The sequence below is a fragment of the Microbacterium sufflavum genome (assembly GCF_023101165.1).
Taxonomy (GTDB): Bacteria; Actinomycetota; Actinomycetes; order Actinomycetales; family Microbacteriaceae; genus Microbacterium; species Microbacterium sufflavum.
Genome location: NZ_CP078076.1, coordinates 3,174,547 through 3,196,112, shown reverse-complemented (window position 1 = coordinate 3,196,112; position 21,566 = coordinate 3,174,547). Strand labels below are relative to the sequence as shown.

Genomic DNA, 21,566 nt, shown 5'->3' with positions numbered 1-21,566 from the left:
CGATGGATGACGCAGGGAACGACCTCGCCGATCGGATCCGGGCGCTGTTGAGCGCGGACGACGCGATCGAGGAGCGCCGGATGTTCGGAACCAAGGCGTTCCTGGACGGCGGGCGCATCCTGGTCGGCGCGCGCACGGGCGGTGTGCTCCTCGTCCGCGTGGACGACGAGAACGGGGCGGCGATGCTCACGGAAGCGGGGGTCTCTCGCGCGGTGATGGGCTCGCGCACCATGAGTTCCGGGTGGCTCGACGTCGCGCCGTCGGCGATCGAGGACGATGCCGCGCTGATGCTGTGGCTCGATGTCGCGCGCGAGTCGACGGGCGCCGCGGTCGAGGCGGCTTCCGACGAGGGCTAGGGGCAGTGCACGAGGGTCTTCGGACCCGATCGGTCGATCACGTGCTGTGTCATCGGCGCCCCGCACAGCGGGCAGGCCCGCTCGGCGCGCTCGGCAGCGCTGGGAGGCGGCGTCTTCTCGTACGGTCCGACGGACGCGGGACCGGCGAGACGGACCAGGTTGGTGTTGACCCAGGTGTAGAGGCCCCCGGCCTCGCGGATGCGGGTGCGAAGCGGGGGCCGAGTGGAGTCGTTCGACATGTTCATTAGTGTACTAATGATTCGTGCAGATGTATAGTCGATCCGTGACCGCCTCCGACGACCTGCTCCGCCTCGAGAACCAGTTGTGCTTCGCGATCGTCACGGCCGCTCGCAACATCGTGGCGATCTACCGCCCGATCCTGGAGCCGCTGGGACTGACGCATCCGCAGTACCTGGTCATGCTCGCGCTGTGGGAAAGGGCGCCGCGCACCCTCAACGACCTTGCCGCAGACCTCGCGCTGGAGCCGGCGACGGCCTCGCCCCTCGTCAAGCGCCTGGAGACGGACGGCCTCGTGGCACGACAGCGCAGCGCCGAGGACGAGCGTCGGCTCGAGATCACGCTCACGGAGGCGGGCCTGGCGCTGCGTGCTCGCGCTGTCGACGTGCCCGTGCAGGTCATGCGCGCCGTCGGCATGAGCATCCAGGAGGTCGGTGCGCTCCGCGACGGACTCGGCGCTTTCGCCGGGCGCCGGCTCGACAGCGGCTCCACGGCAGCGCCGTCCGCCTGACCACGCCCGCGCCGCGCCCGACCCTAGGGTGGACTCATGTCGCGCACCGAGGCCCCCACTCGCGGAGTCCTGCGCGCGAGCGGTCGCGGAACACTCCGCCGGATCCTGCTCCTCGGCGGGGTGGTCGGTCTCTTCGCTCTGCTGATGCTCGCCGCGGCGCTTCAGGGGCAGCCGCAGTTCGCGCCGTCGTCGCCGCCCCCGCCGGAACAGCAGCCCGACGCGGTCGTCGTCCCCGAGACGACGAGCTCGCCCCTCCCGGAGCTGGAGCCGCCGGAGGACTCGGTGCTGCAGAACATCCTCGGCGTCGTGTTCGGAGCGCTGCTCGCCGCCGTCGCGGTGCTGGTGCTCGTGGTCGTGGCACGGTGGGCCGTCCGCCGCTTCCGTGATCTGTGGCGCGATCGTCCCCTGCGGCGCACGGACGCGGTCGTCCCGGACGCCGCGTCCGGCGGGCCTGTGGTCGAGGCGGCGCCCGACGATGCGGTCATCCGCCGGGGAGTCGACGCAGCGCTCCGAACGATCGCGGAACGTCCGCGGGCCGCCGACGCCATCGTCTCCGCCTGGGTCGGACTGGAGGAGTCGGCGGCGGATGCCGGGGCCGGCCGCTCGGCGACGGAGACGCCGTCGGAGTTCACGGTGCGTATCGTCGGGCGCCGGGCGGGCATCCGCGACGACGTGATCACGCTGCTCCGTCTCTACGAGCAGGTGCGCTTCGGCGGCCGCGTCGCCGACGAGGCGGATCGCGCTGCCGCGGCCGCGAGCCTGCGCGGCATCAGGGAGGGGTGGCGATGAGGGCGCGGACCGTCGCGATCGCCGCGGGCTGTGTGCTGCTCGCGGTCGCCCTCGTGCTGGGGCTGCGCGCCGCGGGTGTCCCGCTGGCGTTCGCGGTGTCGTGGACGACGGTCGCCGCGGCGGTGTCCCTCGCGCTGCGCGGGGTCCTGGTCGACGATCCCGTCCTCTGGCCGCCCGAGCGTCCGCCGCGCGAGGCCAGGGGCTCCGAGGTCTCCCGGCTGGCATGGGCGATCAACACGCGTTCGGGCGTTGCGGGGACCATCCTCGTGCGCCGCGTGCAGAACGTGCTCCGCCGGCGGCTCGCGCACCGCGGCCTCGACCTCGACGATCCCGCCGACCACGCGGCCATCGACGCGCTGCTCGGCCAGGGCATCCGCGCGGGACTGTCCCGCCGCGAGGTGCGGCGCGACGACATCGAGAGAGCGTTGGACGCGCTCGAACGCATACCCACCGACACGGAGGAGACAGCATGACCACGGATGAGACCACCGAGATCGCGACCACGGGTCGCCGTGTGCTGGAGGGGGTGCGCAGCGTCGTCGTCGGTATGGACGAGACGCTCACACTCGCCCTCGCGGCGATCCTGGCCGGGGGTCACGTGCTGTTCGAGGACGTGCCGGGGCTCGGCAAGACGCTGGCCGCGCGGAGCCTGGCCCAGGCGCTGGGACTCGAGTTCCGACGGCTGCAGTGCACGCCGGATATGCTGCCCGGCGACGTGACGGGCTCGTACGTGTACGCCCCGACCGAGGGGGACTTCGTCTTCCGGCCCGGGCCGATCTTCACGGGTCTGCTCCTCGCCGACGAGGTGAACCGCACCACGCCCAAGACGCAGTCCGCGATGCTCGAGGCGATGGCCGAGCGGCAAGTCACGGTGGAGGGGAACCGTTTCCCACTGCCGCAGCCCTTCCACGTGATCGCGACCTCCAACCCCATCGAGTACGAAGGGACCTACGCCCTGCCGGAGGCGCAGCTCGACCGGTTCATGGTGCGCCTCACCGTGGGCTACCCCGCCCCGGACGACGAGACGCGCATCATCGTCGACAGGGTGCGGCGGCAGACGCCCGACGTCCGCGTGCCCGCCGTGGTCGACACGGAGGGGCTTCTCGCGCTCCAGGCGGCGGTCGAGCGCATCAACGTCGATCAGGACGTGGTGCGCTACGCCGTGGACCTGACGAGGGCGACCCGCGAGGCGGTGAACGTGTCGGTGGGTGCCTCGCCTCGCGGATCCCAGGCGCTCGTGCTGCTCGCCAGGGGCGTCGCGGCACTCGAGGGGCGGTCGTACGTGCGGCCCGACGACGTCAAACGCGTCGCCGTCCCTGTGCTGGCGCATCGGCTGACACTCACTCCGCAGGCCTGGGCGCAGGGGGTGGATCCGGGTGGAGTCGTGGCGGCGGCGGTCGAACGCACCCCGGTGCCGCCGACCGTCGCGGCCGTGCGATGACTGACGAGACCGCGACGACGGCATCCGCGGGGGTGACGTGGCATCGGACGCCCGTGATCGCGCTCGGCCTCGCCGGAGCAGCCGTGCTCGCGGGCCTCGGACTGGTGCTATCGCGCCCCGACGTGATCGCGGTGGGTCTGCCGCTCGCCCTCGCGGCGGTGTGGGCGCTGCTGCGCCGTCCGCGCGACGGGGAGCTGCGGGTCGCCCTGCACGCTGCGCCCGACGCGGGGGAGGACGCCGTGGTGCGCGTCACCGCGGACGTCGACCTCGACGCCGAGCACGTGCAGCTCGCGGTCGAGGGGCGGGGGCGTCGCACCGCGCTCGCGGAGGTGCGGCCGGGCACGGCGGTGCTGTCCGCTCGGATGCGGCTGTCGCACTCGGGGCCGGTCGAGCTGATGGGGCTGATCGCCCGGGGCACCGCGATCGACGGCGCCTGGGTCTCCGACCGCGGACCGCGCACGGCGATCGGGTGGAACGCCGCACCGAAGACGAGGAGGATCGATCGGCTGCCGGTGGCTCCGCGCCTCGCGGGGCTGAACGGCTCGCACGAGGGGCGTCGCGCGGGTCATGGCGGCGACTTCCACGACATCCACCCGTTCGTCCCCGGGGATGAGGTGCGGAGGGTGGATTGGCGCGCGACGGCTCGTGCCGCCCGACGCCCCGGCGACCTGCTGGTGCGGCGGGTGAACGCGCTGAGCGACTCTTCGGTGGTGATCGCGATGGACACGGCGGAGGACCTCGGATCGGTGGTGGCCGCGTGGGGGACCGACGACCCGGACCGCACGGGTGTCACCTCGCTCGACCTCGCGCGCGAGGCGGCTCTGTCCGTGGCGACCGCCGCGGTCGGAGCCGGGGATCGGGTCGCGTTCCACGCGCTCTCGCCGGGCGGACGCAGCGTGCCGATCGGCGGGGGAGCCCGGCACCTCGCGCGGCTGCGCGCCGCCGTCGCCGCCACGGGTCCGAGTGCCGACTCGTCCTACCGGCGCTCGCCTGTCGTACCGACGGGCTCGATCGTGTTCGTGCTCTCGACCTTCGCCGACGGGGTGGCTGCGCGACTCGCGACGCAGTGGCGGGCCGCCGGTCACGCCGTCGTCGCGATCGATGTGCTGCCGCAGCTCGACGGCGCACGGCTCACCAGGGAGCAGCGCATCGCCCTGCGCACGCTGCTGGCCGAGCGCGCCGACATCCTCGCCGAGCTCCGGCGCGCGGGGGTCGAGGTGGTGGCCTGGGCAGACGACGGCGTCGATGTGGCGTTGCGGGTGGCGGTGGTGCGCCAGCAGCGGAGCCGGAGGGTGGCGCGGTGACCGCTCGCACGCGAGGGTTCGACGTGGGCGCCTGGGTGCCCGGGGTGACGCTGCGCGTCCTGACCGTGGCTCTGGTGCTGCTCGGCGTGCTGGTGCTGCACCCCACGCCGTTCTGGCGGGGTGTGGCGGTGGTCGCGGCTCTCGTGGGGGCCGTGCTGCCCCGGTCGCTCGCAACATGGGTGGGGTCGGCCTGCCTGCCGTTCGGGCTGCTGCTGTCCGAGCCGGCGCCGGAACGGACGGCGGTCGCCCTCGTGCTCGTCCATGCGATCCACATTCTCGCCGCGCTCAGCCTCACGGTGCCCGCGGCCGCTCGCCTCACGCTGAGGTCGCTCCGGCCGACGGCGGTGCGGTTCGTCGTGATCCAGCTGGTGGCCCAGTCGATCGCGCTCGGCGTCTGGGCGGTGTCGCCGGGGCAGGTCGAGCGCGGGGCGGCATGGCTCGCGCCCGCGGCGGCGTCACTCCTCCTGGTCGTCGTGGTCGTCGCATGGCTGGTCCTGCGCCGGGGGAACGGCGCCGTCCCGCGGGCCGTTGCGGCCCCGTCGACGGGAGGGGATCGCCTCTAGCGGAGCCGATGTCCGTGGCCCCTCGTAGACTTGTTCGGTGCCCATCGTCCCCGTTGCCTCCCCCGGAAAACTCAGTGTCCGCGGTGCCCGCGTCCACAACCTCCAGAACGTCGACATCGACATCCCGCGCGACTCCCTCGTCGTGTTCACCGGCCTGTCCGGGTCGGGGAAGTCGAGTCTGGCGTTCGACACGATCTTCGCCGAGGGGCAGCGTCGCTACGTCGAATCGCTGAGCGCCTATGCGCGGCAGTTCCTCGGCCAGGTGGATCGGCCGGACGTCGATTTCATCGAGGGCCTGAGCCCCGCGGTGTCGATCGACCAGAAGTCGACCAACCGCAACCCGCGGTCGACCGTGGGCACCATCACCGAGATCTACGACTACATGCGCTTGCTGTGGGCGCGTATCGGCGTGCCGCACTGTCCCGAGTGCGGCGAGAAGATCCAGCGTCAGACGGTGCAGCAGATCGCCGACCAGCTCATGGAGCTGCCCGAGCGCACCCGGTACCAGGTCGTCGCCCCCATCGTGTCGCAGAAGAAGGGCGAGTTCGTCGACCTCTTCCGCGAGCTCGGCGCCAAGGGCTACTCCCGCGCGATCGTCGACGGCGACCTCATCCAGCTGGCCGAGCCGCCCACGCTGAAGAAGAGCTACAAGCACGACATCGCGGTGGTCGTCGACCGCCTGGTGGCGTCGCCCGACATCCTGGGCCGGGTCACCGACTCGGTGGAGACGGCGCTGGGACTCGCGGGTGGCGTCGTGCAGATCAACTACGTCGACGGCGAGGGCGACGACGCCTGGCAGACCTTCTCCGAGAAGCTCGCCTGCCCGAACGGCCACGCCCTCACCCTCACCGAGATCGAGCCGCGCACGTTCTCCTTCAACGCACCGTTCGGCGCCTGCCCCGCGTGCTCCGGGCTGGGCACGCGCATGTCGGTGGACGTCGAGCTGATGCTCGGCGACGAAGACCTCTCGATCCGCGAGGGCGTCATCATCCCCTGGACCACGCAGGGCAAGGGTCTGTTCCAGTACTACGAGCGCCTGCTCGAGGGGCTGGCGCGCGACCTCGACTTCTCGCTCGACACCCCGTGGCGCGAGCTGCACTCCGACGTCAAGGAGGCCGTGCTCCGCGGCGAGAACTACAAGGTCACGGTCAAGTGGAAGAACCGCTACGGCCGGGAGATGCGGTACGCGTCCGGGTTCGAGGGCGTCGTGCCCTACATCGAGCGGCAGTACCTCCAGGCCGAGTCCGACACGCAGCGCAACCGCTGGGGCGAGTACCTCCGTGAGGTGCCGTGCCCCGTGTGCAACGGCGACCGCCTCAAGCCCGAGGTGCTCGCGGTGCAGGTGCACGGCCACTCGATCGCCGAGGTGTCGCACCTGAGCCTCGCCGACGCGCGGGGCTTCATGGAGAAGCTGCACCTCACGGAGCGGGAGGCGAAGATCGCCGCCCAGGTGCTGCGCGAGATCCGCCTGCGCCTCGACTTCCTCCTCCAGGTGGGGCTGTCGTACCTCAACCTCAGCCGTTCGGCGGGGTCGCTGTCCGGCGGCGAGGCGCAGCGCATCCGGCTCGCCACGCAGATCGGCTCCGGCCTGACGGGCGTGCTCTACGTGCTCGACGAGCCGTCGATCGGCCTGCACCAGCGCGACAACCGCCGGCTGATCGAGACCCTGCTCACGCTGCGCGACCTGGGCAACACGCTCATCGTGGTGGAGCACGACGAAGAGACCATCGAGGCGGCGGACTGGGTGGTCGACATCGGTCCCGGCGCCGGAGTGAACGGCGGCACCGTCGTGCACTCGGGGCCGTACAGCGCGCTCCTCGGCGACAGCGATTCGATGACCGGCGACTACCTGTCCGGGCGCCGGGCGATCCCGATGCCGTCGAAGCGTCGCAAGATCGACAAGAAGCGCATGCTGAGCGTGGTCGGCGCGCGGGCGAACAACCTGCGCAACGTCACGGCAGACTTCCCGCTGGGCGTGCTCACGGCCGTCACCGGCGTCAGCGGCTCGGGCAAGTCGTCCCTCGTGAACGACATCCTGTACCAGGTGCTCGCTTCGCGACTGAACGGTGCACGGACCGTTCCGGGCAAGCACACCAGGGTGACCGGCCTCGACAACCTCGACAAGGTCGTGCACGTCGACCAGGCGCCGATCGGCCGCACCCCGCGCTCGAACCCGGCCACGTACACCGGCGTGTTCGACCGCATCCGCACCCTGTTCAGCGAGACGCCGGAGGCGAAGGTGCGGGGCTATCAGCCCGGTCGCTTCAGCTTCAACGTCAAGGGCGGCCGCTGCGAGGCGTGCTCGGGCGACGGCACCATCAAGATCGAGATGAACTTCCTGCCCGACGTCTACGTCGACTGCGAGGTCTGCCACGGCAAGCGGTACAACCGCGACACGCTCGCGGTGCACTACAAGGGCAAGAACATCGCCGAGGTGCTGGAGATGCCGATCGAGGAGGCCGCGGAGTTCTTCGAGCCGATCCAGGCGATCCACCGCTACATGAAGACGCTCGTCGACGTCGGGCTCGGCTACGTGCGGCTGGGGCAGTCGGCCACGACGCTCTCGGGCGGCGAGGCGCAGCGCGTCAAGCTCGCCACGGAGCTCCAGCGTCGCAGCAACGGCCGCAGCATCTACGTGCTCGACGAGCCGACCACGGGTCTGCACTTCGAAGACGTCCGAAAGCTCCTCGAGGTGCTCAACGGCCTCGTCGACAAGGGCAACACCGTGATCGTGATCGAGCACAACCTCGACGTGATCAAGTCGGCGGACTGGGTGATCGACCTCGGACCGGAGGGCGGTTCGGGTGGCGGGCAGATCATCGCGACCGGTACGCCGGAGCAGATCGCCCGCGTCGAGGAGAGCCACACCGGGCAGTTCCTCGCCGAGATCCTGGGTGAGGGGCGCGCCGCGCGGAAGGCCAGCTGATGGCCGACGTGCTCCCGTACAAGCCACGGACGGGGGAGATCCCGACCGACCCCGGCGTGTACCGGTTCCGCGACGCCAACGGACGGGTGCTCTACGTCGGCAAGGCGAAGAACCTGCGCCAGCGGCTGTCGAACTACTTCGCCCCGCTGCGCACGCTGCACGAGCGCACCCGGCGCATGGTCACGACCGCTGCGTCGGTGGAGTGGACGGTCGTTCCCACCGACGTCGACTCGCTGCAGCTCGAGTACATGTGGATCAAGGAGTACGATCCGCCGTTCAACGTGCGCTACCGCGACGACAAGTCGTACCCCTTCATGGCGGTCACCCTCGCCGATGAGGCGCCCCGCGTGATCGTCACCCGGAACAGGAAGATCCCCGGGGCGCGGTACTTCGGTCCGTATCCCAAGGTGTGGGCGGTGCACGAGACCATCGACCTGATGATCAGGGCCTTCCCGATCCGCACCTGCAGCGATGCGAGCTACAAGAGGGCGATGCAGACCGGGCGCCCGTGCTTCCCCGGGCAGATCGGCAAGTGCGGCGGGCCGTGCTCGATGACGGTGTCCATCGAGGAGCACCGGGCGATGGTCGACGACTTCATCGCGTTCATGGCGGGCGGAGACGAGCGCTTCACCCGCGAGCTCACGAAGCGCATGCTCGCCGCGTCCGCCGCGATGGACTACGAAGCCGCCGCGAAGTACCGGGACAAGCTGGCCGCGATCGAGGCCGTGCTCGGCAAGAGCGCCCTGGTGCTGCCGGCCGATGAGGACGCCGACCTGTTCGGCATCGCGGAAGACGAGCTCGCCGCCGCCGTGCAGCACTTCGTGATCCGCGGCGGCCGCGTGCGCGGTGTCCGTGCCCTCACGATCGAGAAGGAGATCGACATCACGGGCGCCGAGCTCGTCGACCAGGTGCTCCAGCAGGCGTACGGCGACGCGCAGGACGTTCCGCGACGGATCCTCGTCCCGACGCTCCCCGACGACGCGACCGAGCTGGAGCAGTGGCTGCGCGAACGCCGTGGCAAGAAGGTCGAGATCGCGGTCGCACATCGGGGTCAGCGTGCCGACCTGATGCGCACCGCGACGCTGAACGCGCAGCAGGCGCTGATCCGGCACAAGACCCGCCGGACGAGCGACTACGTGGCGCGCACCCAGGCGCTGACCGATCTTCAGGAGGCGCTGGGCATGGAGGAGGCGCCGCTGCGCATCGAGTGCTTCGACATCTCGCACCTCGGCGGCACCAACGTGGTCGCCTCGATGGTCGTGTTCGAGGACGGCCTTCCGCGCAAGGACCAGTACCGGTCGTTCAACATCGCCGAGACGACCGACGACACCGACTCGATGTACCAGGTTCTGCGCCGCAGGCTCGCACACCTGGATCGGCCGGAGGAGGAGCAGGAGGTCCTCGACCCGACCACAGACGAGGTCGTGGGGGAGGACCTGGGCGAGGCGACCGCACGGCGCAAGCCGCGGTTCGCGTATCCGCCGCAGCTGCTCCTCGTCGACGGAGGGAAGCCGCAGGTGGAGGCCGCCGCGCGCGCGCTCCACGACGCGGGGCACACGGAGATCGCCGTGTGCGGCATCGCCAAGCGTCTCGAAGAGGTGTGGCTGCCGGGAGACGACTTCCCCGTGATCCTGCCCCGCACCAGCGAGGCCCTCTACCTTCTCCAGCGACTGCGAGACGAAGCCCACCGCTTCGCGATCACGCACCAGCGCAAGAGGCGCAAGAAAGACATCGGCAGCGTGCTCGCCGAGGTTCCGGGGCTCGGCGCCTCTCGCATCAAGGTGCTGCTCAAGCACTTCGGCTCGGTCACGGCCCTCCGCGCCGCCGACCCGTCGCAGATCCAGGAGGTACAGGGGATCGGTCCGGTGCTCGCTCAGACCATCCATTCGCACCTGTCCACTCGCTAGGCTGGGAGACCGAGGGGGAGAAGGAGCAGGGAGCGATGACTGACGGGGAGAAGGGCGAGTTCCTCATCGTCACTGGGATGTCCGGCGCAGGCCGGACGACGGCGGCGAACGCACTGGAGGATCTCGGCTGGTATGTCGTCGACAACCTGCCTCCGCAGATCCTCCGGCCGCTGCTCGACCTGACCGGCATGGGTGGCGATTCGCTGCCCAAGGTCGCCGCCGTGGTCGACGTGCGCGGCCGCAACCTCTTCGACGATTTCCCGGGTGTCGCGCGACTGCTGCGCACGCGCGGCGAGATCCGGGTGCTGTTCCTCGACGCCTCCGACGACGTCCTGGTGCGTCGCTTCGAGTCGGTGCGCCGCCCGCACCCCCTGCAGGGCGATGGCACTCTGCTCGACGGCATCCGCACGGAGCGGACGCGTCTGGCCCCCATCCGCGAGGCCGCCGACCTGGTGATCGACACCTCGGCGCTGAACATCCACCAGCTCGCGACGCAGGTCTCCGACATCTTCTCGGAGGAGGGGGAGGCGCGGCATCGGGTGACGCTGCTCAGCTTCGGCTTCAAGTACGGGCTGCCCACCGACGTCGACCTGGTCGCCGACATGCGTTTCCTCCCGAATCCGTACTGGAACGAGGAGCTGCGCGGCCTCACCGGGCAGGATGAGACGGTTCGTGAGTACGTGCTGTCCCGCGAGGGTGCGACCGACTTCCTCGATTCGTATGCGAAGGCGCTCGTGCCGGTGCTCGAGGGGTATCAGCGGGAGAACAAGAGCCACTCGACGATCGCGATCGGATGCACGGGCGGCAAGCACCGCTCGGTCGCGATGTCCGAGGAGCTGGCCCGCAGGATCGCCGCGATTCCGGGGGTCGCCGTGAACGTGCGGCACCGCGACCTCGGCAGGGAATAGCCCCCCGGGCGAGTAAGCTGGAGGTTTGCGTCGCGATCCGGCGCGTGAACGTGAAGGAGTGTCGTGGCACTAACCACCGACGTCAAGGCTGAGCTCGTCAGCATCCGCAATGCACCCCCGACGGTGCGCGTGGCGGAGGTGACAGCCATCCTCCGATTCGCCGGTGGACTGCACTCCATCGCGGGCCGTGTGGCCGTGGAGGCCGAGGTCGACGCAGAGACCCTCGCCCGCCGCGTCGCCAGGGATCTCGCCGAGATCTACGGCGTGCGCCCGGAGATCGCGCAGGTGCAGTCGAGCACCGCGAACGACGGCGCCCGCTGGGCCGTGCGCGTGATCGCGCAGGGGGAGACCCTCGCCCGCCAGACCGGCCTGCTCGACCCGCGTCGCCGTCCGGTCCGCGGCCTGCCGAACCGTCTCACCACGGGTTCGCGCGCCGAGATCGCCGGTCTGTGGCGTGGGGCCTTCCTGGCCGCCGGATCGCTCAGTGAGCCCGGCCGTTCGGCGATGCTCGAGGTCGCCTGCCCGTCGTCCGAGGCGGCGATGGCGCTCGTGGGCGCCGCACACCGTCTGGGCGTCGCCGCGAAGGCGCGCGAGGTCCGCGGCATGCCCCGCGTCGTGGTGCGCGAGGGCGAGGCGATCCGTACGATCCTCAGCGAGATGGGCGCTCACCGTACCGCGCTGGCGTGGGAGGAGCTGCGTCAGCGTCGCGAGGTGCGCGCGGGCGTGAACCGCCTGGTCAACTTCGACGACGCGAACCTGCGGCGTTCCGCGCAGGCGGCGGTGGCCGCGTGCGCCCGTGTGGAGCGCGCGCTGGAGATCCTCGCCGACGAGGTTCCCGATCACCTGCGGGTCGCCGGCGAGCTGCGCCTCGCGCACCGGGACGCCAGCCTCGACGAGCTCGGCCACCACGCCGACCCGCCCCTCACCAAGGACGCGGTCGCCGGTCGCATCCGTCGTCTTCTCGCCATGGCAGACAAGCGCGCCCAGCAGGAGGGCATCCCCGGCACGGAGGCCGCTGTCCCCGCCGGGCTCGACGTCTGATCCACCCGCCTCTGCTCCGACGGCCCGTCGCCCCTACCCGGGGTGGCGGGCCGTCGTCAACGGGAGGAAGGATCCGGTCCGACCCGGTGTTGTCCTCACTAGGATGAGAGACGTCCGCTCCACGCCGCACATCGGTGGCGCGGAGGATCGGCAAGCGCCGCGGGCGCGGCGCGGATTGGATGAAAGCGATATGGCGACCTACACCCTCCCCGACCTCCCGTACGACTTCGCAGCCCTCGAGCCGCACATCAGCGGCAAGATCATGGAGCTGCATCACGACAAGCACCACGCGACCTACGTCGCCGGCGCGAACACCGCGCTCGAGCAGCTGGCCGAGGCCCGCGAGAGCGGCAACCTGGCGAACGTGAACAAGCTCGAGAAGGACCTCGCGTTCAACCTCGGCGGTCACGTCAACCACTCGATCTTCTGGACCAACCTGTCGCCCAACGGCGGCGGTCAGCCGGAGGGCGAGCTGAAGGCCGCCATCGACGAGTACTTCGGCTCGTTCGAGAAGTTCCAGGCGCACTTCACGGCTGCCGCGACCGGCATCCAGGGGTCCGGCTGGGCCGTCCTCAGCTGGGACTCGATCGGTTCGCGCCTGATCATCCAGCAGCTGTTCGACCAGCAGTCGAACACGGCGCAGGGCACGATCCCGCTGTTCCAGCTCGACATGTGGGAGCACGCGTTCTACCTCGACTACCTGAACGTGAAGGCCGACTACGTCAAGGCCGCATGGAACATCGCGAACTGGGAGAACGTCGCCCAGCGCCTCGAGGTCGCCCGCAAGCAGACGAACGGCCTGCTGGTACTGTCGTAACCGGGTCGCGTCCCGGCGGGCCCACGGCTCGTCGGGGCGCCATCTCAGCCAAAAAACCCGCGCATGGCGCCCGCTTCGACAGCGGTCTCCGGCGCATGAGAAACAGGGAGACCTGAGTGTCTGTCAAGATCGGTATCAACGGCTTCGGCCGCATCGGACGCAACTACTTCCGCGCGGCGCTCGCGCAGGGAGCAGACCTTGAGATCGTCGCGGTCAACGACCTCACCGACAACAAGACCCTGGCGCACCTCCTGAAGTACGACTCGGTCGGCGGCGTCCTCGACGCGCAGATCAGCTACGACGAGGACAGCATCACCGTCGACGGCAAGGAGATCAAGGCGTTCGCTGAGCGCGACCCCGCCAACCTTCCGTGGGGCGAGCTGGGCGTCGACATCGTCATCGAGTCGACCGGTTTCTTCACCAACGCCGACGCGGCACGCAAGCACATCGAGGCCGGCGCGAAGAAGGTCCTCATCTCGGCTCCCGCCACGGGCGACGACCGCACCATCGTGATGGGCGTCAACGAGGAGACGTACAACCCGGAGACGGACCACATCATCTCCAACGCCTCGTGCACCACGAACTGCCTCGCGCCGCTGGCGAAGGTCTTCAACGACGCCTTCGGCATCGACCGCGGCTTCATGATGACCGCGCACGCCTACACGGCCGACCAGAACCTGCAGGACGGCCCGCACAAGGACCTGCGTCGTGCACGCGCCGCCGCGATCAACATCACCCCGGCGTCGACCGGTGCGGCCAAGGCGATCGGTCTCGTGCTCCCCGAGCTGAACGGCAAGCTCAGCGGCTCGTCGTACCGCGTTCCGGTCCCCACGGGCTCGATCGTCGACCTCACGCTGATCACCGACCGCGAGAACCTCACGGTCGAGGAGGTCAACGAGGCCTACAAGAAGGCTGCCGCCGACGGTCGTCTCGCGGGCTACCTGCAGTACAACGAGGACCAGATCGTGTCGAGCGACATCGTGCACAACCCGCACTCGTCGATCTTCGACGCCACGCTCACCAACGTCAGCGGCAACCTGATCAAGGTCTCGAGCTGGTACGACAACGAGTGGGGCTACTCCAACCGTCTGGTCGACCTGACCGAGTACGTGGCCGAGCGCCTCTAAGCTCAGACACATGACTCTGCGCACCCTGGACTCCCTGGGGTCGCTCGAGGGCAAGCGCGTCATCGTCCGTTGTGATCTCAATGTCCCCCTGCGGGACGGGGTCATCACGGACGATGGCCGCGTTCGGGCCTCGTTGCCGACCCTGAACACGCTGATCAACGCGGGTGCCCGCGTGATCGTCTGCTCGCACCTCGGCCGCCCCGACGGTGCCCCCGACCCGCAGTACAGCCTGGAGCCCGTGGCTCAGCGTCTGTCCGAGCTCCTCGGCGCTCCCGTCGCGTTCGCGCGCGACACTGTCGGGGAATCCGCGAAGGACGCGGTCGCCTCCCTGGAGGACGGCGGGGTCGTGGTGATCGAGAACCTCCGGTTCAACCCGGGGGAGACGTCGAAGGACGAGGCGGAGCGCGAGGCGTTCGCCGGTCAGCTCGCCGAGCTGGGAGACGTGCTGGTCTCGGACGGCTTCGGCGTGGTGCACCGCAAGCAGGCGAGCGTGTACGAGCTCGCGAAGCGTCTGCCCTCGGCGGCGGGCCTGCTGATCGCGGCTGAGCTCGACGTGCTCGACCGCCTCACCGAGAACCCGGAGCGGCCGTACGCGGTCGTGCTCGGCGGCTCCAAGGTGAGCGACAAGCTCGGCGTGATCTCGCACCTGCTGCCGCGTGTCGACCGCATCCTGGTCGGCGGCGGCATGCTGTTCACCTTCCTCAAGGCGCAGGGCCACCCGGTGGCGTCGAGCCTTCTCGAGGAGGATCAGCTCGACACGGTGCGCGGCTACATCGCGGAGGCGCAGGAGCGCGGCGTCGAACTGGTGCTCCCGACCGATGTGGTCGTGGCGGCGTCCTTCTCGGCAGACGCGGCGCACGAGGTGGCGGCCGCGGACGCGATCGAGGAGACCGCGTTCGGAGCGTCGGGCATCGGCCTGGACATCGGTCCGGAGACGGCGGCCCGTTTCGCCGAGGTGATCCGCGGATCCAAGACCGTGTTCTGGAACGGGCCGATGGGCGTGTTCGAGTTCCCGGCTTTCGCGGCGGGCACCAAGGCCGTGGCGCAGGCGTTGACCGAGGTCGACGGCCTCAGCGTGGTCGGCGGCGGCGACTCGGCGGCTGCCGTGCGCCAGCTCGGCTTCGCCGACGACCGCTTCGGTCACATCTCGACCGGAGGCGGAGCGAGCCTCGAGTTCCTCGAGGGCAAGAAACTACCTGGGCTGGAGGTCCTCGGATGGGCGTGAGCTCCCGTACCCCGCTGATCGCGGGCAACTGGAAGATGAACCTCGACCACCTGCAGGCGGTCGCGTTCGTGCAGAAGCTGCACTGGACGTTGAAGGATGCGAAGCACGAGGACGGCTCGGTGGAGGTCGCGGTGTTCCCGCCCTTCACCGACATCCGTAGCGTGCAGACGCTGATCGACGCCGACAAGATCCCGTTCGCCTTCGGTGCGCAGGATGTGTCGGCGCACGACTCGGGCGCGTACACCGGCGAGATCTCCGGCGCGTTCCTGTCGAAGCTCGACGCGACCTACGTCATCATCGGTCACTCCGAGCGTCGCGAGTACCACGACGAGACCGACGAGGTCGTCGCCGCCAAGGTGAAGGCCTCGCTGAAGCACGGCCTGGTGCCGGTGATCTGCGTGGGCGAGACCGCGGAGGACCTGGAGAAGTTCGGGGCGAGCGCGGTTCCGGCCGGTCAGCTGGAGGCGGCGCTGCAGGGCGTCTCGCCGTCGGCGGACATCGTCGTCGCGTACGAGCCCGTGTGGGCGATCGGTTCCGGTCAGGCCGCGACCCCGCAGCAGGCGCAGGACGTGTGCGCCGCGCTGCGCGGGGTGATCGCGAAGGTCCTGGGCGACGAGGCGGCGGCGCGTACGCGCATCCTTTACGGCGGATCGGTGAAGGCGGCGAACATCGCCAGCTTCATGCGGGAGCCCGATGTGGACGGCGCCCTGGTCGGCGGGGCGAGCCTCGTCGTCGACGAGTTCGCCGCGATCATCCGTTTCGAGAAGCACGTCGGCGTGTGAGTGCGGCGGGGCTGCGGCCCCGCTGCACCGTATACTTGACCGTTACGGGGGCGCTCCGGCCCCAGCGAAAGGCTCTTTCTCGTGGCAATTCTCGAGTTCGTCCTGCAGGTCGTGCTGGGTATCACCAGCGTGCTGCTGACTCTCCTCATCCTCCTGCACAAGGGTCGCGGTGGCGGCCTGTCCGACATGTTCGGCGGAGGCATGACCACCGCGGTGGGTTCCTCCGGTCTCGCGGAGCGGAACCTCAACCGCTTCACCGTCGTCCTGGCGCTCACGTGGTTCGTCGCCATCGTCGCGCTGGGCCTCATCACGAAGTTCGAGGTGATCTGATGGCTACCGGTGGAAACGCGATCCGCGGTACCCGGGTGGGCTCCGGCCCGATGGGCGAGCAGGACCACGGCTACCACGCCGACCGCATCGCTGTCACGTACTGGGACGGCCTCGGCAATGAGACGGTCCGCTACTTCGCGGCCGGTCTGCCCGAGGAGGAGATCCCCGAGATCATCGACCACCCGCAGTCGGGCCTTCCCGCGGGGCGCGACAAGGAGAACCCTCCCGCCGTCGCCAAGACGGAGCCCTACAAGACGCACCTCGCGTATGTGAAGGAGCGTCGCACCGACGAGGAGGCCGTACAGCTCCTCGAAGACGCGCTGACGCAGCTGCGCGAGCGCCGGGGGCAGTGACCTCCCGCTGAGTCGGACAGACGCCGAGTCGAACTGAGAACCGCCACGGATCATCCGCGGCGGTTCTCTGTTTCCGTCAGCGGCAGCCGGCGGCCGCGTCGATGTAGTTCTGCGGTGGGTAGCCGTAGGCCCAGACGCCGTTCGCGTCGTCGGTGAAGCCCATGCTGATCGCCCAGGCCGTCGCCCACTTCTCGATGCTGTCCTGCGTGGAGGAGTCGTACATGCCCTGGCACTTGACGCTGATGGCATGTCCCACCTCGTGCGCGACGAGCGCCTTGCTCCGATCGGCGGGCCACTGCTGGGCGACCGAGTCCGACAGTTGGATGACGGCGCGACCCGGCTCGTCCCACCACCACGTGGTGTAGCCGCCCATGCTGCCGTTGGCGCCCGCGCCGTTGGCGCCCGCGCCGTTGACGGTCGCGGCCCAGTCGAACTCCAGGAGCACTCCGGGGGCCAGCGACCGGGCGAACGCCTCGATCTCGAGGCGTGCGCCGCGGAGGGGGCCGTCCTTCTCGCTCAACTCCGCCGCCTCGGTGGCGACGACCTGGGCCGCCGCATCCTGCAGCGCGACGTAGGCCGCGACCGCGGTGTCGTCGATGGTCGTCACGGCGGCGACGTCGGCCGCGGCGTCGCGCAGGGCGATCACGGCATCGTTGCGAGCCGACACGTGCGCCGCCTCGAACGCGGTCGCCGCCTGCCCTGCCGTCGCGAGCACGGCCAGTCCGCTCTCGGCCACGGCGTCCCGTCCGCGCGAGGCGTCCGCCGACGCTCGCTCGAGGTTCGCGTCGAGCTCAACGAGCGCCCGCTCGTCGTCCTCCAACTGGGCGGTGGTGCCGAAGAGCTCCCAGAACCAGGCCGGTTTGTCGCGTGCGGGCGGTCGATCGGCCGCCACGGCGTCCTCCACGGCCGCTCCGATCCCCTCGCCGTCCGCGACCGCGGCGGTGAGGGCCGACCAGGATTCCTCCGGCACCGGCAGAGTCGGACTGCCGGTGTCGAGGATCACGTGACCGGCGTCCGTGGACTCCAGCAGAGCGGCGTACCGGTGATCGACCTCCGAACGCTGAGCGTCCACGGCGCGCGCGGCTGTCTCGACGCGCGCCGACGCGTCATCGAAGCCGAGCGCTGCCGACACCTGGGTGATCGCGAGGGCCGCGACCACGGCGACCGCGCCGATCACGCCGGCGACGACGGGGCCCCGTGGCCGGCGTCGGCGGCGGCGGGTGAGCGGGGTGAGCAGGGGAGCGGAGGGCGCGCTCGCGAACCGCGGCGGAAGCCGATGGCCCGCGCCTCCCGGGGGGCCGGCGGGTGCGGCGCTCGGGGCGCCGGGGTCCGTCACGACGTGCCCATTCGCTGATGCCTTCCGGTCGGGCTGCGGAGATCTGCTGTCAGCGTATTGGACCGGCGCTGCGTCCCGCGACCGGCCGGTGACAGGATGAGTCGATGGCACAGGTGAGCGTCCGACGGATGACGACCGACGAGTTCGAGGAACGGATGGGGGCGATCGCCCGCGAGTATGCGGCGGAGCAGGTCGCTGCCGGCCGGTGGGAGCGGGACGGCGCCGTCGATCGCGCGCGGGCGGAGAATGCGCGGATGCTTCCGAAGGGACCAGCGACGTCGCGCATGCTCGTGCTGCGAGGGGTCGACGAGGACGGACGTCCGATCGGTCGCGCCTGGGTGGGGCTCGACCACCCGCGAGGGGCGCCCGGCGTCGCGTTCCTCTATGACATCGAGGTCGTGCGGGATCGCCGCGGAGAGGGCCTGGGCAGGGCGTTGCTCGCCGCGGTGGAGAGCGCGGCGCGCGATGCCGGTGCCGAGGCGCTGGAGCTCAACGTGTTCGGCGGCAACGCGGCGGCGATCCGCATGTACGACGCGGCGGGTTACGCGGTCGTGACGCAGCAGATGCGGAAACGGCTCTGAGCGCTGACGCTCTGCCGTGGGAGAGGGGGTGACGGGAATCGAACCCGCGCAATCAGTTTGGAAGACTGAGACTCTACCATTGAGCTACACCCCCGGAACCGGAGTCCGGACTCCCACGATCATAGCGGACGGTCGGGCATGCTCCGGTCCGTTAGACTCGGTGGGGCTGAATCTGCGTGCGGATTCCCCGGGGCGTAGCTCAGCTTGGTAGAGCGCCCGCTTTGGGAGCGGGAGGTCGCAGGTTCAACTCCTGTCGCCCCGACTCAGATCCTCGACTTTTCAGCCGCGTCCGCGCGGAAACCACAAGGAGAACACACCAGCATGGCGAACAGCACCGTCGAGAAGCTGACCCCGACCCGGGTCAAGCTCAGCATCACGGTCACCCCGGAAGACCTCAAGCCCAGCATCGCTCACGCCTACGAGCACATCGCCCAGGACGTGCAGATCCCCGGCTTCCGCAAGGGCAAGGTCCCCGCGCCGATCATCGACCAGCGCATCGGCCGCGGCGCGGTCATCGAGCACGCCGTCAACGAGGGCCTCGACAAGTTCTTCCGCGAGGCGACGACCGAGCACAAGCTGCGCATCGTCGGCCGCCCGGCCGCCGAGATCACGCAGTGGCCGAACGAGAAGGACTTCTCGGGCGACCTGCTCGTCGACATCGAGGTCGATGTCCGTCCCGAGATCGAGCTCCCCGACTACGCGGGTGTCACGCTGACCGTCGACGCCGTCGAGGCCGACGAGGCCGCGCTCGACGCCGAGCTCGACAACATGCGCGCCCGCTTCGGCACGCTGATCCCCGTGGACCGTCCGGCCGCGAAGGGCGACTTCGTCGAGCTCGACCTGGTCGCGACGATCGACGGCGCCGAGATCGACCGCGCCGAGGGCGTCTCGTACGAGATCGGCTCCGGTGAGCTGCTGGAGGGCATCGACGACGCGGTGGAGTCGCTCACCGCCGGCGAGGACACCACGTTCCGCTCCGCCCTGGTCGGCGGAGACCACGCCGGCAAGGAGGCGGAGGTCTCCGTCACCGTCAAGGCCGTCAAGGAGCGCGAGCTGCCTGAGGCCGACGACGAGTTCGCGCAGATCGCCAGCGAGTTCGACACGATCGCCGAGCTTCGCGCGAGCCTGGCCGAGCGCGTCGCGCAGCAGGGCGTGTTCACGCAGGGTTCCGCCGCCCGCGACAAGCTCGTCGAGACGCTGCTCGAGCAGATCGACATCCCGGTTCCGCCGCAGCTCATCGAGGACGAGGTGCACAACCACCTCGAGGGCGAGGGTCGCCTGGAAGACGACGTGCACCGCGCCGAGGTCACCGAGGCGAGCGAGAAGCAGTTCCGCACGCAGGTGCTGCTCGACACGATCGCCGAGCAGGCCGACGTGCAGGTCTCGCAGGAGGAGCTCTCGCAGTACCTCATCCAGTCCGCCGCGCAGTACGGCATGGCTCCGCAGGAGTTCGTCGAGGCGCTGCAGTCGTCCAACCAGCTGCCCGCCCTCGTCGGTGAGGTCGCCCGCAACAAGGCGCTCGCGATCGCGCTGGGCAAGGTCAAGGTCGTCGACACCAACGGCAAGCCCGTCGATCTGTCCGACTTCGTGGTGACCGACGACGAGGCCGCTCAGGACGAGGCCGCCGAGGAGACGCCCGCGGAGGAGAAGCCCGCCGCCAAGAAGGCTCCCGCCAAGAAGGCTCCGGCCAAGAAGGCTCCGGCCCAGAAGGACGCCGACGCGGAGGAGAAGCCCGCCGCCAAGAAGCCGGCCGCCAAGAAGGCTCCGGCCAAGAAGGCTGCCGACAAGGGCGAGTGATCGCTTGAACGGTGAAGAGGGCGGATGCTGCGGCATCCGCCCTCTTTCTTTCGCATCGACGAGGAGGATGCATGAGCGCGTGGGACGACCGGGTCGAGCAGGTGTGGGCCGAGGCGACCGGTGACGAGGTCGGCGACGAGACGATCGCACGGATCGACGCCCTGGCCGCCGAGCGCGGCCCGGACGACGCGCGGGCGGAGTTCGAGCGGGCGGGCGCCAGGGACTCCGCAGGACGCCCGGCCGAGGCGGTCGAGCTGTATCGCCGGGCGCTGGCTCTCGGGCTCGATGAGGAGCATCGCCCGCAGTGCGTGATCCAGCTGGCGAGCTCGCTGCGCAACCTGGGGGAGTACGACGGGGCGCTGGCGGTGATCCGCGCCGAGGAGGAGGCCTCCGCCGACGGCCCGTACCGCGACGCGGTCGCCGTGGTGCATGCGCTGATCCTCGCGAGTGCCGGACGCCCGCATCAGGGGCTCTCGGTGGCGCTGCTGGCGCTGGTTCCGCACCTGCCGCGCTATCACCGTTCGATGACCGCGTACGCGCAGGAGATGGCCGAGCGCGACACCTGATATGCCGACGGCGAACACGACCTGAGTGCTGCGTTGACGCCGGTAGATTCGAATCACTGAAACACGGAAGCAGGAGCTGACATGGCTGAACCCCTCGTCGCGACAAGCGTCTTCGACAGGTTGCTGAAGGACCGCATCATCTGGCTCGGCTCGGAGGTGCGAGACGAGAACGCCAACGAGATCTGCGCGAAGATCCTCCTTCTCGCCGCCGAAGACTCCGAGAAGGACATCTACCTCTACATCAACTCGCCCGGCGGCTCGATCACCGCAGGCATGGCGATCTACGACACGATGCAGTTCGTGCCGAACGACATCGTCACGGTCGGCATCGGCATGGCCGCCTCGATGGGTCAGCTGCTGCTGACCAGCGGCACCAAGGGCAAGCGCTACATCACGCCCAACGCGCGTGTGCTGCTGCACCAGCCGCACGGCGGCTTCGGCGGCACGGCGAGCGACATCCAGACCCAGGCGCAGCTCATCCTGTCGATGAAGAAGCGTCTCGCGGAGATCACGGCGGGTCAGACCGGCAAGCCGGTCGAGCAGATCAACGCCGACGGAGACCGCGACCGCTGGTTCACGGCGGAGGAGGCCCTCGAGTACGGCTTCGTCGACCACATCCGCGAGCACGCCAGTGATGTCACCGGCGGCGGCGGCACGGGCGCCGAGTGA

The 21,566-nt window shown here is 70.1% G+C and carries 23 protein-coding genes and 2 tRNA genes; 22 read left to right on the top strand and 3 right to left on the bottom strand.

Annotated elements, in window-relative coordinates; all coding sequences use genetic code 11:
- Window positions 1–2 precede the first annotated feature (2 nt).
- Complete coding sequence (locus KV394_RS15540; protein ID WP_206253332.1) at window positions 3–356, top strand: TfoX/Sxy family protein; 354 nt, start codon at window positions 3–5, stop codon at window positions 354–356.
- On the opposite strand, the gene KV394_RS15535 is transcribed toward KV394_RS15540, so the two are convergent.
- Complete coding sequence (locus tag KV394_RS15535) at window positions 353–595, bottom strand: hypothetical protein (protein WP_247981844.1); 243 nt, start codon at window positions 593–595, stop codon at window positions 353–355. The two genes, KV394_RS15540 and KV394_RS15535, sit on opposite strands and share 4 nt — an antisense overlap.
- Window positions 596–639: 44 nt before the next feature.
- Between KV394_RS15535 and KV394_RS15530 the strand changes: the two genes are divergently transcribed.
- The 16 genes from KV394_RS15530 (at window position 640) to KV394_RS15455 (ending at window position 16,617) form a co-directional block, all read left to right on the top strand.
- Window positions 640–1,104 carry a MarR family winged helix-turn-helix transcriptional regulator gene (locus KV394_RS15530; protein WP_136036534.1) on the top strand — a complete coding sequence of 155 codons (465 nt, stop codon included), beginning with the start codon at window positions 640–642 and terminating at the stop codon, window positions 1,102–1,104.
- A gap of 36 nt (window positions 1,105–1,140) precedes the next feature.
- The gene (locus KV394_RS15525) at window positions 1,141–1,893 is read left to right on the top strand and encodes a DUF4129 domain-containing protein (RefSeq protein WP_247981843.1); all 753 of its coding nucleotides are present in this window, start codon (window positions 1,141–1,143) and stop codon (window positions 1,891–1,893) included.
- On the top strand, window positions 1,890–2,366 hold the full coding sequence (locus KV394_RS15520) for a hypothetical protein (RefSeq protein WP_240745375.1): 477 nt from the start codon (window positions 1,890–1,892) through the stop codon (window positions 2,364–2,366). The genes KV394_RS15525 and KV394_RS15520 overlap by 4 nt, the downstream gene beginning before the upstream one ends.
- Window positions 2,363–3,334, top strand: a complete 972-nt coding sequence (locus KV394_RS15515) for an AAA family ATPase (protein ID WP_247981842.1) — start codon at window positions 2,363–2,365, stop codon at window positions 3,332–3,334. The genes KV394_RS15520 and KV394_RS15515 overlap by 4 nt, the downstream gene beginning before the upstream one ends.
- A complete protein-coding gene (locus KV394_RS15510; protein ID WP_247981841.1) occupies window positions 3,331–4,638 on the top strand; it encodes a DUF58 domain-containing protein in 1,308 nt (435 codons plus the stop codon). The genes KV394_RS15515 and KV394_RS15510 overlap by 4 nt, the downstream gene beginning before the upstream one ends.
- A complete protein-coding gene (locus KV394_RS15505; protein ID WP_247981840.1) occupies window positions 4,635–5,201 on the top strand; it encodes a hypothetical protein in 567 nt (188 codons plus the stop codon). Before KV394_RS15510 ends, KV394_RS15505 begins: the two co-directional genes overlap by 4 nt.
- Window positions 5,202–5,238: 37 nt before the next feature.
- A complete protein-coding gene (uvrA, locus tag KV394_RS15500) occupies window positions 5,239–8,127 on the top strand; it encodes an excinuclease ABC subunit UvrA (protein WP_136028825.1) in 2,889 nt (962 codons plus the stop codon).
- Entirely contained in the window at window positions 8,127–10,034 is a 1,908-nt protein-coding gene (uvrC, locus tag KV394_RS15495) for an excinuclease ABC subunit UvrC (RefSeq protein ID WP_247981839.1), read from the top strand. Before uvrA ends, uvrC begins: the two co-directional genes overlap by 1 nt.
- A gap of 35 nt (window positions 10,035–10,069) precedes the next feature.
- Window positions 10,070–10,942: an RNase adapter RapZ gene (gene rapZ / locus KV394_RS15490; protein WP_136028829.1), complete on the top strand. Its 873-nt coding sequence runs from the start codon at window positions 10,070–10,072 to the stop codon at window positions 10,940–10,942.
- Between the two features lie 63 nt (window positions 10,943–11,005).
- The gene (whiA, locus tag KV394_RS15485; RefSeq protein WP_136028831.1) at window positions 11,006–11,983 is read left to right on the top strand and encodes a DNA-binding protein WhiA; all 978 of its coding nucleotides are present in this window, start codon (window positions 11,006–11,008) and stop codon (window positions 11,981–11,983) included.
- Window positions 11,984–12,173: 190 nt separating this feature from the next.
- A complete protein-coding gene (locus KV394_RS15480) occupies window positions 12,174–12,800 on the top strand; it encodes a superoxide dismutase (protein WP_017202787.1) in 627 nt (208 codons plus the stop codon).
- A gap of 116 nt (window positions 12,801–12,916) precedes the next feature.
- A complete protein-coding gene (gap, locus tag KV394_RS15475) occupies window positions 12,917–13,927 on the top strand; it encodes a type I glyceraldehyde-3-phosphate dehydrogenase (RefSeq protein WP_136028833.1) in 1,011 nt (336 codons plus the stop codon).
- Between the two features lie 10 nt (window positions 13,928–13,937).
- Complete coding sequence (locus tag KV394_RS15470; protein ID WP_136028835.1) at window positions 13,938–15,152, top strand: phosphoglycerate kinase; 1,215 nt, start codon at window positions 13,938–13,940, stop codon at window positions 15,150–15,152.
- On the top strand, window positions 15,143–15,934 hold the full coding sequence (tpiA, locus tag KV394_RS15465; RefSeq protein WP_136028837.1) for a triose-phosphate isomerase: 792 nt from the start codon (window positions 15,143–15,145) through the stop codon (window positions 15,932–15,934). The genes KV394_RS15470 and tpiA overlap by 10 nt, the downstream gene beginning before the upstream one ends.
- 81 nt (window positions 15,935–16,015) lie before the next feature.
- Window positions 16,016–16,264 carry a preprotein translocase subunit SecG gene (secG, locus tag KV394_RS15460; protein WP_101845144.1) on the top strand — a complete coding sequence of 83 codons (249 nt, stop codon included), beginning with the start codon at window positions 16,016–16,018 and terminating at the stop codon, window positions 16,262–16,264.
- Complete coding sequence (locus KV394_RS15455; RefSeq protein WP_136028839.1) at window positions 16,264–16,617, top strand: RNA polymerase-binding protein RbpA; 354 nt, start codon at window positions 16,264–16,266, stop codon at window positions 16,615–16,617. Before secG ends, KV394_RS15455 begins: the two co-directional genes overlap by 1 nt.
- A gap of 76 nt (window positions 16,618–16,693) precedes the next feature.
- Here KV394_RS15455 and KV394_RS15450 read toward each other — a convergent pair whose 3' ends face one another.
- Complete coding sequence (locus KV394_RS15450; protein WP_247981838.1) at window positions 16,694–17,953, bottom strand: hypothetical protein; 1,260 nt, start codon at window positions 17,951–17,953, stop codon at window positions 16,694–16,696.
- A 104-nt stretch (window positions 17,954–18,057) separates the two neighbouring features.
- On the opposite strand from KV394_RS15450, the gene KV394_RS15445 reads away from it, so the two are divergent.
- The gene (locus KV394_RS15445) at window positions 18,058–18,534 is read left to right on the top strand and encodes a GNAT family N-acetyltransferase (protein ID WP_136044680.1); all 477 of its coding nucleotides are present in this window, start codon (window positions 18,058–18,060) and stop codon (window positions 18,532–18,534) included.
- Window positions 18,535–18,557: 23 nt separating this feature from the next.
- Here the strand turns inward: KV394_RS15445 and KV394_RS15440 are convergent.
- Window positions 18,558–18,628 (bottom strand) — tRNA-Gly (locus KV394_RS15440).
- 94 nt (window positions 18,629–18,722) lie between these two features.
- Here KV394_RS15440 and KV394_RS15435 point away from each other — a divergent pair.
- The 4 genes from KV394_RS15435 (at window position 18,723) to KV394_RS15420 (ending at window position 21,566) form a co-directional block, all read left to right on the top strand.
- Window positions 18,723–18,796: transfer RNA gene (locus KV394_RS15435), tRNA-Pro, on the top strand.
- A gap of 59 nt (window positions 18,797–18,855) precedes the next feature.
- Window positions 18,856–20,331, top strand: coding sequence for a trigger factor (tig, locus tag KV394_RS15430; RefSeq protein WP_247981837.1), 1,476 nt, complete (start codon window positions 18,856–18,858; stop codon window positions 20,329–20,331).
- A 71-nt stretch (window positions 20,332–20,402) separates the two neighbouring features.
- Entirely contained in the window at window positions 20,403–20,897 is a 495-nt protein-coding gene (locus KV394_RS15425; RefSeq protein WP_247981836.1) for a tetratricopeptide repeat protein, read from the top strand.
- A gap of 81 nt (window positions 20,898–20,978) precedes the next feature.
- A complete protein-coding gene (locus tag KV394_RS15420) occupies window positions 20,979–21,566 on the top strand; it encodes an ATP-dependent Clp protease proteolytic subunit (protein ID WP_136030882.1) in 588 nt (195 codons plus the stop codon).

Bases quoted from the DNA above. Each gene is read 5' to 3' on its own strand.
- KV394_RS15540 (WP_206253332.1), top strand. From the start codon at position 3: ATGGATGACGCAGGGAACGACCTCGCCGATCGGATCCGGGCGCTGTTG.
- KV394_RS15535 (WP_247981844.1), bottom strand. From the start codon at position 595: ATGTCGAACGACTCCACTCGGCCCCCGCTTCGCACCCGCATCCGCGAG.
- KV394_RS15525 (WP_247981843.1), top strand. From the start codon at position 1,141: ATGTCGCGCACCGAGGCCCCCACTCGCGGAGTCCTGCGCGCGAGCGGT.
- KV394_RS15520 (WP_240745375.1), top strand. From the start codon at position 1,890: ATGAGGGCGCGGACCGTCGCGATCGCCGCGGGCTGTGTGCTGCTCGCG.
- KV394_RS15515 (WP_247981842.1), top strand. From the start codon at position 2,363: ATGACCACGGATGAGACCACCGAGATCGCGACCACGGGTCGCCGTGTG.
- KV394_RS15510 (WP_247981841.1), top strand. From the start codon at position 3,331: ATGACTGACGAGACCGCGACGACGGCATCCGCGGGGGTGACGTGGCAT.
- uvrC (WP_247981839.1), top strand. From the start codon at position 8,127: ATGGCCGACGTGCTCCCGTACAAGCCACGGACGGGGGAGATCCCGACC.
- rapZ (WP_136028829.1), top strand. From the start codon at position 10,070: ATGACTGACGGGGAGAAGGGCGAGTTCCTCATCGTCACTGGGATGTCC.
- KV394_RS15480 (WP_017202787.1), top strand. From the start codon at position 12,174: ATGGCGACCTACACCCTCCCCGACCTCCCGTACGACTTCGCAGCCCTC.
- KV394_RS15470 (WP_136028835.1), top strand. From the start codon at position 13,938: ATGACTCTGCGCACCCTGGACTCCCTGGGGTCGCTCGAGGGCAAGCGC.
- tpiA (WP_136028837.1), top strand. From the start codon at position 15,143: ATGGGCGTGAGCTCCCGTACCCCGCTGATCGCGGGCAACTGGAAGATG.
- KV394_RS15455 (WP_136028839.1), top strand. From the start codon at position 16,264: ATGGCTACCGGTGGAAACGCGATCCGCGGTACCCGGGTGGGCTCCGGC.
- KV394_RS15445 (WP_136044680.1), top strand. From the start codon at position 18,058: ATGGCACAGGTGAGCGTCCGACGGATGACGACCGACGAGTTCGAGGAA.
- tig (WP_247981837.1), top strand. From the start codon at position 18,856: ATGGCGAACAGCACCGTCGAGAAGCTGACCCCGACCCGGGTCAAGCTC.
- KV394_RS15425 (WP_247981836.1), top strand. From the start codon at position 20,403: ATGAGCGCGTGGGACGACCGGGTCGAGCAGGTGTGGGCCGAGGCGACC.
- KV394_RS15420 (WP_136030882.1), top strand. From the start codon at position 20,979: ATGGCTGAACCCCTCGTCGCGACAAGCGTCTTCGACAGGTTGCTGAAG.